At 51.1% G+C, this 9,764-nt stretch carries 9 protein-coding genes and 1 riboswitch; all 9 genes read right to left on the reverse strand.

Annotated features, from left to right (window positions below):
• Positions 1–34: 34 nt before the first annotated feature.
• A riboswitch (M-box (ykoK) riboswitch) is annotated at positions 35–205 on the reverse strand.
• 176 nt (positions 206–381) lie between these two features.
• Positions 382–1,440, reverse strand: a complete 1,059-nt coding sequence (aroF, locus tag FS806_RS20535; RefSeq protein WP_144940356.1) for a 3-deoxy-7-phosphoheptulonate synthase — start codon at positions 1,438–1,440, stop codon at positions 382–384.
• 275 nt (positions 1,441–1,715) lie between these two features.
• Entirely contained in the window at positions 1,716–2,663 is a 948-nt protein-coding gene (locus tag FS806_RS20540; protein ID WP_144940358.1) for a 4-hydroxy-3-methylbut-2-enyl diphosphate reductase, read from the reverse strand.
• Positions 2,664–2,778: 115 nt separating this feature from the next.
• A complete protein-coding gene (locus FS806_RS20545) occupies positions 2,779–4,248 on the reverse strand; it encodes a sensor histidine kinase (RefSeq protein ID WP_144940360.1) in 1,470 nt (489 codons plus the stop codon).
• 2 nt (positions 4,249–4,250) lie between these two features.
• The gene (locus FS806_RS20550) at positions 4,251–4,940 is read right to left on the reverse strand and encodes a response regulator transcription factor (RefSeq protein ID WP_144940362.1); all 690 of its coding nucleotides are present in this window, start codon (positions 4,938–4,940) and stop codon (positions 4,251–4,253) included.
• A gap of 368 nt (positions 4,941–5,308) precedes the next feature.
• A complete protein-coding gene (locus tag FS806_RS20555) occupies positions 5,309–6,865 on the reverse strand; it encodes a trypsin-like peptidase domain-containing protein (protein ID WP_144940364.1) in 1,557 nt (518 codons plus the stop codon).
• A 187-nt stretch (positions 6,866–7,052) separates the two neighbouring features.
• On the reverse strand, positions 7,053–7,463 hold the full coding sequence (locus tag FS806_RS20560; RefSeq protein WP_144940366.1) for a YugN family protein: 411 nt from the start codon (positions 7,461–7,463) through the stop codon (positions 7,053–7,055).
• Positions 7,464–7,508: 45 nt separating this feature from the next.
• On the reverse strand, positions 7,509–7,637 hold the full coding sequence (locus FS806_RS26850) for a hypothetical protein (protein ID WP_260982190.1): 129 nt from the start codon (positions 7,635–7,637) through the stop codon (positions 7,509–7,511).
• Between the two features lie 125 nt (positions 7,638–7,762).
• On the reverse strand, positions 7,763–8,344 hold the full coding sequence (locus FS806_RS20565) for a 3D domain-containing protein (protein WP_260982191.1): 582 nt from the start codon (positions 8,342–8,344) through the stop codon (positions 7,763–7,765).
• Positions 8,345–8,507: 163 nt separating this feature from the next.
• The coding region (gene thrS, locus FS806_RS20570) for a threonine--tRNA ligase (protein WP_144940368.1) at positions 8,508–9,764 on the reverse strand (1,257 nt) is incomplete at its 5' end.

Here is a 9,764-nt window from a genome sequence, read left to right on the forward strand (position 1 = left end):
AGGAATGAAGGTGCGCGTTAGACAAACAGCACAAAAAGAACCTCCATTCGTTGAGTTTTAGCACTGCATGGCATAGGATCAATCGCTTTCCAGCTGCGTTAAAAACCACCTTATGTCGATGGTTTCTGTTGACCCATTGGCGTCTTTGGACATTTCTGGGCAGCAGCATTTCTCCATGCAGGAGCCTCACCTAACGAGGTTATGGATTCAATTATTATCGTCTACATTAACGAATACGCTTTGCTTTGTCAACCCGTTCGGGCATGACAATGCTAGAGTGTTGTTGAATTTGACCATTTAACAAACTTTCAGTTTTCATTCGGTCCGCATATAGAGACCCCGCCTCCTGCGATAGAAGCGGGGTCCCGATTATCTGTAAATTTATTTTTTCCAAGATCCGGCGAGTACCGGTTCTTTCTTCGTGGAGAATGTTTTGCCGCATAACGGTGCGAGCTTCTCCAGATCAAGCAGCAGGTTGGCGAACTGGTCGGGGAACAACGATTGAACGCCGTCTCCAGTCATCGAATTGTCCGGGTCCGTATGCATCTCTACAATAAGTCCGTCTGCGCCTGCGGCTACAGAAGCTTTGCACATTGGCTCCACCAGCTCCCGGCGTCCTGTGCCATGGCTTGGGTCGGAGATGATCGGCAGATGGCTCAGCTGCTTCAGTACCGGAATGGCTGCCAGATCCAACGTGTTTCTCGTATAGGTCTCGAAGGTCCGGATTCCGCGTTCGCACAGCATTACGTTAGGGTTGCCTCCGGCGAGAATGTACTCGGCCGCATTCAGAAATTCATCGTAGGTAGCGCTGAAGCCTCTCTTCAGCAGAACCGGAGTCTGGATGGTGCCCAGCTTGCGCAGAAGGTCGAAATTTTGCATATTGCGTGTACCTACCTGCAGAATGTCGGCATGCTCGGCGCATATATCCACATATTCCGGAGTCATAACTTCCGTAATAGTCAGCAGCCCATGCTTCCGTCCGGCCTCGGCCATCATTTCCAAGCCTTCGACGCCAACGCCCTGGAAGCTGTATGGACCGGTCCGCGGCTTGAATGCGCCGCCGCGCAGCACCTGGCCTCCGGCTGCCTTCACCAGTCTGGCGATTTCATCTATTTGCTCGGGGGATTCTACTGCGCAGGGTCCGCCCATAACTACCAGATCCTGCCCGCCTATTTCTACCCCTTTAATCGAAATCACCGTATCCGCCGGGTGAAACTCACGGCTGGCCAGCTTGTAGGACTTCGAAATTTTAATAACCTCGGAAATACCGGACATCTGACGAAGCTGCTCGGCCATGACCGGATCGGCCTTGCCGATGATACCGATGACCGTACGGTCCTCACCTTTGGATACATGTGCGGATACTCCATGCTTCTCAATCCAATGAACGATTTCTGCAATTCGTTCATCTGTAGTATTATGAGATGTAATAGCAATCATGTTGATCTCTCCTTATCTATGCGCTCATTAGTCAATATGCTGTATAATCACACAAAGCCCTCGGGAGGTCTTGGTGAATTATTGGACGTTTCATTCGGGTTCGGACCGTCACCCGATAAATAGACTTGCGGACAGTAAATAGCATATCAGCGCATCATCCATCATCAATTTTCACACTGCGACGCTTATCCGCTGCTCTCCGTTAAAGCAACTATAACGGAAAAACTTCGACCCGTCAATGTTTTTTTGCCGGGTTCGAAGCTTATCCGTCGCAATCAGCCCTTCCTCTTGGCTACGGCAGGGATGAGCCGATTCATATCAATCGTCCTCTCGATGGCCCAAGTTCCCGGATCGTTCGGATCGAAACGTTCCAGATAATCTATCACTTCTTTGGTAATCGGTGTCGGAGTAGACGCCCCCGAAGTTACCGCCACCTTGCGCACTTCCATCAACCAGTCGGTACGCAGCTCGGTAATATCCGCGATGCGATAAGCGCGGACTCCGGCAATTTCTTCCGATACCTGGGCCAGACGGTTGGAGTTGTTGCTGCGCGGGTCTCCGACCACAATGACCAGGTCGGCATCCTTGGCCTGCTCCGCTACCGCTTCTTGCCGGACCTGGGTGGCCATGCAAATCTCATTATGGATCTCCGCAGTCGGGTACCTCCGGATCAGGCGGTTCATGATATGGCGTATATCCCACTGGCTCATCGTCGTCTGGTTCGTAATAATGATCCGGTCGGTATTCAAGTTCAACTGCTCGATCTCTTCTTCTTTCTCGATTAGGAAGACGTGATCCGGGGCGATGCCGACCGCGCCCTCCGGCTCAGGATGGCCTTTCTTCCCGATATAAATAATGGCATAGCCTTCAGCAGCCTTCTCGCGGATAAGGTCATGCGTGCGGGTAACGTCCGGGCAAGTCGCATCCACAACGGTCAGCCCTTTCTCCCGCGCCCGCTTGCGTACCTCCGGTGAAACCCCGTGCGCCGTAAAAATAACCGTTCCGCTCTGAACCTGATCCAATATTTCGAGACGGTTAGGGCCGTCCAAAGTAACTATTCCTTCCTTTTCAAAAAAACCGGTGACGTGCGAATTATGAACGATCATGCCGAGGATATAGATAGGCCGCGGCAAATCCATATTCCTGGCGGTTGTCATAGCCAGTGCCATGGCGTCAACGACTCCATAACAGTACCCTCTCGGGGAGATGCGAATTACTTTCATACAATCACCTATCATTCTGCCTCAGCGTATTCCTCATTACGAAGTACGGTGAATGAGCTTGTGCCTTATTCACCGGTTCATTTAGAGGTTGTTCAGAACTATCCCTATTATAGCATTAATCCTGCTCCCTCGATACGATGGGCAGCCAAATGACAAATTGCGTCCCTTCTTCTTTGCGTGTCGTAACCTCAATCGATCCCTCATGCTCGTCAATGATCCATTTGGCAATCGACAAGCCCAGCCCGGTTCCCTGGGTTTTGCCTCGGGAGACGTCCGCCCGGTAGAACCGTTCAAAGATATACGGCACCTCATCCTTGTCCATGCCGATTCCCGTATCGCTGATCCGGATTCCGATCTGGCCTGCATCCTCCGATGCGACCGCATCGATGGTTACTACTCCTTCGGGAGTATATTTAAAGGCATTTTCTATAAATATAAACAATAGCTGCTGCAAATAATCCGCATTACCCCGGACGATAATTCCTTCCATGGCCGATAAATCGCCCATTCTCCATTGGGCCTGTCTCGGGAAGAGGTTAGCCTTGCGCGATACCTCCTCAACCAATGGCTGGAGAGCCAGCTCCTTCTTCTCCATGACATAACCCGCATCCGCCCTTGCCAGTGAGAGCAAATTGTTGACGAGACGGCTCATCCGGGAAGCTTCATCGGCAATATCCCGCATTGCCTCCAGGGAAAGCTGTACGTTGCGTTCGTCATCCATTGAGGGCTGCCCAAGCTGAGCCCATACCTTCTCCAGCAAATCCACATTGCCGCGGATCGTCGTCAGCGGAGTACGGAGTTCATGGGAGGCATCGGAAACAAACCTTCGCTGGGCCCGGTAAGCCTCATCCAGCTCCGTATAGGCTACCTGCAGCCGGCCAAGCATTCCGTTGATCGTCTCGGTCAGGCGTCCAATCTCGTCATTGGGCCCATCGTAAGAAATCCGCTTGCTCAAATCTTCTCCAATCTGGATTTGATCGGCGGCGGCAATTACACTGTCGATCGGCTTGAGGGCTTTGCGCGACAAGAACCAGCCGATCGTGCCCGCCAAAGCGACCGTAATCAATCCGATAAAAATCAGCGTATACCGTAAAGTGCTGAACAGCCGGAGATCATTGACAATGACATGTCCCACCTGCAGAATGGCCACCGGTCCCCCCTCCAGCAGCACCGGGTGATTATAGATTAGCAAATCCACCCCGCGATAACGCGCCTGCTCGAAATAACCCCTTCGCTCATAAGCCGCTTGAATGGCCTCCTGCGATACAGTGAACTGAATGTCCGTCTTTACGAGCGGCGGGTTTCTGGTCACATTTTTGCTTTCCAAGTCATTAAATTGCAGCAATATATTGTTATTGCGGAGATCCGATTCATCCAGCTGCAGATTTATATAGAGACCTCGGCTCGATACATAAATATCAGGCTTGATACGGGAATAAATATCTTCCGCTTGAGCTTTAACCCCTCTGCGGACATCACCAAAATATACATAATGCAGAGAAGAATACAATCCGATCCCCAGTATCAACAATGTTAGTAAAAGCACTCCGGAATACCAGAGTGTTAAGCGTAGTCGGATAGACATCTTCAGGATTCCCCTCTCAGCACATACCCGGCCCCACGTACCGTTTGAATGATTCGGCTGCCTCCATGTTCCTCGGTTTTTTGGCGGAGCAGAGCAATATACACTTCCAGCACGTTTGATTCGCCGCTATAATCATAACCCCATATTTTGTCCATGATGACATCCCGGGACAGAACCCTTTTCGGATTTTGCATAAAGAGATGAAGGAGGTCAAACTCCTTGGTTGTCAGCTCAATTCGCCGGCCCGAACGAATAACCTCGCGTGTATCGGTATCCAGAATAATATCTTCGAAGCTGATTCGGTTGCTGCTCTGCTCGCTGCGCTCGGTCCTTCTTCGCAGCAAGGAGCGTACTCTGGCCAGCAATTCTTCCAGTGCAAAAGGCTTGACGAGATAGTCATCGGCCCCGAGATCCAATCCTTTGACCCGATCGGCGATTTCGTCTTTGGCCGTCAGCATCAGGATCGGAGTGTTCATCCCGCTTTCCCGGATTCTGCGGCAGACCTCCCACCCGTCCACCTTCGGCATCATCACATCAAGAATGATCAAGTCCGGGTCCTGCTGCAATATTTTTCTCAAACCCTCCTGCCCATCGTTGGCCGTCTCCACTCCATAGCCTTCGAAGACAAGACTTCTCCGCAGCATGGAAGTAATCTTCTCATCATCGTCGATGACCATAATATTCTCTCTCAACTGCCTCACCCCTCTAAGACCGATATATTATTATCCCTAATCGGGCCAAGCTTCCGAAGTCGGCATTGAAACCAACCGTTTCTTGCATTCGTCCGTCTGCCTCATCCGCAGATTGTGCCGCTCCTATGCCCAGCCCGGGAATTAAACATTTAGCTTCTTACATTATTATAACAAGAAACGAAACGGTCTTTACAGCATAGATACGGCAAACAAAGGCTTCCCTTCTGCAGAAGGATTCACGAAACAAAAAGAGAAGCAGCCCACGGAATGTCCGCGAAAGTCTGCTTCCCTCAAAGTACGGTGATTGACCGCCTCGCGCAAGTTTGGACAACGCACTCGCTGTTATCCCCCAGATTTTCTTTCTTTATCTATTTCTGCTGCTCGAGTTCATTCATATCTCCGATTGTCACTTCAATGTCCATCTTCTGGCCGTCGCGGACAATGCCCAGCGTTACTTTATCTCCTACCTTGGTAGTCAATACCTTCGCCTTGAAGTCAGCCATGTCCTTAACCTTCTCTCCATTGAAGGTCAGGATGACGTCGTTCTGCTTCAGTCCTGCCTTGAAGCCGGGGCCTCCCATCAGAACATTGGCAATGATCGTGCCTTCAGTGCTGTCCAGCTTAAGGACGTCCAGATACGATTTTTCGATATTCGCCACAGTAATTCCAACGAACGGAACCGGCTCTTTAGGGATGGCCACCCCATTCTTCAAATTATCCAGCACGTTCTGAACGGTGCTGATCGGAATTGCGAAGCCGATCCCTTGTGCTTGCGCACTGACCGCCGTATTGATGCCGACGACTTCCCCGTTCAGGTTCAGCAGCGGTCCGCCGGAGTTGCCGGGGTTGATCGATGCGTCGGTCTGCAGCAGGTGCTTGTATTGCCGGGTTCCCTGTTTGTCCTGGATCGGGATTTCTCTTTCCTTCGCGCTCAGGACTCCGACCGTTACGGTGTGATCGAATCCGTATGGGTTCCCGATAGCTACGACCCAGTCGCCGACGTTAATTTCCGAAGAGGCCATGCGCAGATACGGGAAGTCCTGGTCTCCCTTGATTTTCAATACGGCAAGGTCCAGATCATAACTGTTCCCGAGAAGCTCTGCCTTGAAAGGCTCATCGTAGCCTTGAACCGTCACCAGAATTTCATCCGCGCCGTTGATAACATGCTCATTCGTAAGTATATATCCGCTCTTGTCGAAGATAAAGCCGGTTCCCATTCCCGCCGCCTGCTTGCTGCCCTCTTGGGGAGCATTCGGCGAAACGCCGAAATCATCGCCGAAGAAGTAGCGGAAGAACGGATCATCCATCAGAGGATTGCGGCTTCCCGATCCCGCTTTGACCTGCTTGTAGGTTTCGACCTTAACGACCGCGGGTCCGGTCATTTGGGCAATCTCGGCTATATTGGTAGGGCGGTTGGAATCCCAGGCCGCGCTTTGAGCCAGGCTGCCGCCGCCATTGTTATTGCTGTTGGTTGCAGCGGCATTCCCGCCGCCGTTGCCCATTACTCCTTGGGCGGGCGAGAACCAGTTGCCGCGGTCCGCCGTGAACATCAATCCGCCCATCACAAGAGCTCCGGCCAGGAATGAAATAAGTCCGGTCTTCCAGCGGCTCTTCTTCCGCTCATGGTTGACCGACCAGGACGCGCTTGCCGATGACGGCGTGTCGTCAGACAATCCGATCGGTTTCACCGGGCGGGGGGCCCTCATTTCTACCTCCGTTGAGGATCGATAGGGGAGTGACGTGGAGCTGTCAGACTTCGATTCTTCTTGCGATGGCCGTGACTTGTAAGGGCCATAGGAATAGTAGTAGGACGAAGTAGAGGAGGGGCTGTTCTGGTTAGTGGAGTCCTCCTCCTTAGGATTGCTATCCGGCTTGGGAGCGTTGAAAAAATCATCAAAACCGCTCTTCTTTTGATTATCATCCATTGCAAATTCCTCCTCTTGCCAATAGATTCGATATAAGACAACATCCATGGAATGTTATTCGAATAAAAAGCAAATATGATTCTACTAGTTTTTATTCTTAACTATATAATGGACCGTTAACCTTAAACGAACCTTAAAACCAGTTAAAGAGGAGTTAAAAACTTCTGAATGGGGAAGCTGGAGTCATTTATACCAGATTCCGCTCCACCTTACGGACGACTTCCCGGGCCTTCTCCGCCCATTCGTCCCCTATTTCCGCATCCTTATCCACCGGCCTCTGAAACTGATTAACAAGAGCCCCCATCACTTGAACATCCGCCGTGGGATCCCCGCCTTCCCGGTAAAGATGTCTTAAAGCATAGGGAGTGCCTAACAGCACCACCGCATCGGATTCGTCGCTGTCTCCGTCCAGGGTGCCATGGGTTACACGGAAAGGAATCCGCACCCACATCTGCTGCTTCTCATCCAGGGAGCGGTCGAAGCTTCCCTTTTCATAATCCCAGTTTCCCCCTAAAGTAAAATCAAGCTCTTTCAAGCTGCGATACAGATTTACGAAAGCTTCCTCCCGGTTCTCCAGTGAAGACGGGATCAGAATCATAAAGATTCACTCCTTGCCATGGTCATATTTGCATGCGGGTTGGCGTTATTTGCGCACTCCCTCGCTCGGATTGTTCTGCGCGGGCTGCTTGGCGTTCTTCTCCACGACTTCCTCCGCGAATTCCGAATTGTAGATTTCTTGATTTTGTTTGCTTTGTTTTCCTTTCTTCTTCACGAACCTCACCTCCCGGTCGGTTAGTATTATTGTCATTCCGGCCTTTTTTATGTAGCTTCCGAAATGAAAAGCAAGAAGCAGCCCCGATTCCAAACTTGAGGCTGCTTCTTTATTTAGATTCGAGCTTAGGGATATAGGGAAAAATCGACCGGGATGGCCTGGCCGGAATTAAGCTGGTCCATCATCGCTTCCGTCACCTTGCCTTCCCCTCGTTTCAACACGTACACGTTAACGTTACGTTTACCCCATTCGGAGTAAACCTGGTCTTTGGTATGAAAATACAAATCTATTTTCTTTCCTTTAATGGCACCTCCGGTATCTGCCACCACGCCAAACCCGTAGCCGGGGATATACATTAACGTTCCGATCGGGAACACTTTAGGGTCGGCGGCAATGGTGGAAAATCCGTTCTTTTCCCTGCGGACCTTCACGCCGGAATACGTGATTCCGTAGCCGGGGTGTCCGGGACGCTTACCTGTTGATTCTACGCCGGCGTAATAGCCGGTTGCGACCACTTCGACCGTTTCCGCATGCTGCAGATTGGAAAAGGGAAGTTCGTAGTCCTTGATTTCTGCTGTATCCACCGCTTTGGCTCCATTATGCTCCGAGGCCACGGATGCGGCTGTGCCCGTAAGCTTATCCGCTTCGATAAAAGCCTGAGATTCGCCCACAAGCATTCCCGCTGCAGTAACCAAAACAATAAACATTAGAAGCAGCTGGAACAACTTCTGGCGTAAGTTCAAGGAAAACATATTTGGATACCCTCCCTAATAGGGGAGGATGCCCAATTCGAGACAGATTATTCACGTAATATGGATAATCCTTCAAGGCAATCCGGCATCGCGACTAGAGACAGCCGGAAGCCGGGCATTATGAGTCTAATTTTTTCGTTTTGATCTCCTTAAGGGCCATTTCCAACAAGAGCTCCGGACTATATTCTCCCAATACCTGTCCCCGTTTCCGGACACTGACGGTTTGGTTGGCGGCCTCCTGCTCGCCGATTACCAAAATATAAGGGATTTTGCGGAGCTGCGCCTGACGGATTTTATAACCGAGCTTCTCGCCGCGCCCGTCCGTTTCCACCCGGATTCCGCCGGCTTCCAGTTGATTTTGTATCTGCAGAGCGAGCGGATTAAACTTATCCGACACGGGAAGCAGGATCATTTGTACCGGAGCCAGCCACAAAGGGAATGCTCCCCCGTAATGCTCGGTCAGAACTCCGATGAACCGGTCAATCGATCCGAAAACCGCTCTATGGATAACAACAGGACGATGCCGTTCATTGTCTTCTCCGATGTAAGTCAGGTCGAATTTCTCCGGCATTTGGAAATCCAATTGAACGGTAGCGCACTGCCAGCTTCGTTTCAGCGAGTCCAATATATGAAAGTCTATCTTGGGTCCGTAGAATGCGCCGTCCCCTACATTGACGGTGTACTTGACTCCTCTTTGTTCAAGAACCCGGGCCAAAGCATTCTCCGCTTGCTCCCACAGCTCTTCCGAGCCCATGGAATTTTCCGGGCGTGTGGACAGCTCCATACGATATTCGAAACCGAATATACTGTAGATATGTTCTATAAGCTCAAGAACCTTCGCAATTTCTTCCTCGATTTGATCGGGACGGACGAAGAGATGGGCGTCATCCTGACAGAAAGTACGGACCCTGAACATTCCGTTCAACGCCCCCGACAGCTCATGACGATGCACCTGCCCGAATTCGGCTATGCGGATGGGCAAATCCCTGTAAGAACGCAGTTGATGCTTAAAAATCAGCATATGTCCGGGACAATTCATCGGCTTCAAGGCAAATCTGGCTTCATCCGCCTCGGTAAAATACATATTTTCGCTATAGTGATCCCAGTGGCCGGACTGCTCCCAGAGACGCTGGTTCATCATAAGGGGAGTTTTCACTTCTTCATATCCCCGTGATCGCTGTACCTCTCGAGAGAATTGCTCCAGCTCATTGCGGACGATCGTGCCGTTGGGCAAGTAGAAGGGCATTCCCGGAGCTTCTTCCGAGAATAGAAAAAGCTGGAGCTCTCTTCCGAGCTTCCGGTGATCGCGCTTCTTGGCTTCCTCCAGCAGGTGCAGATGCTCATCAAGCTGCGCCTTCTTCGGAAATGCCGTGCC

The organism is Paenibacillus sp. 32O-W, from assembly GCF_007679495.1.
Taxonomy (GTDB): Bacteria; Bacillota; Bacilli; order Paenibacillales; family NBRC-103111; genus Paenibacillus_L; species Paenibacillus_L residui.

Coding starts and splice junctions, on each gene's coding strand:
- aroF (WP_144940356.1), bottom strand. CDS start 1,440: ATGATTGCTATTACATCTCATAATACTACAGATGAACGAATTGCAGAA.
- FS806_RS20540 (WP_144940358.1), bottom strand. CDS start 2,663: ATGAAAGTAATTCGCATCTCCCCGAGAGGGTACTGTTATGGAGTCGTT.
- FS806_RS20545 (WP_144940360.1), bottom strand. CDS start 4,248: ATGTCTATCCGACTACGCTTAACACTCTGGTATTCCGGAGTGCTTTTA.
- FS806_RS20555 (WP_144940364.1), bottom strand. CDS start 6,865: ATGGATGATAATCAAAAGAAGAGCGGTTTTGATGATTTTTTCAACGCT.
- FS806_RS20560 (WP_144940366.1), bottom strand. CDS start 7,463: ATGATTCTGATCCCGTCTTCACTGGAGAACCGGGAGGAAGCTTTCGTA.
- FS806_RS20565 (WP_260982191.1), bottom strand. CDS start 8,344: ATGTTTATTGTTTTGGTTACTGCAGCGGGAATGCTTGTGGGCGAATCT.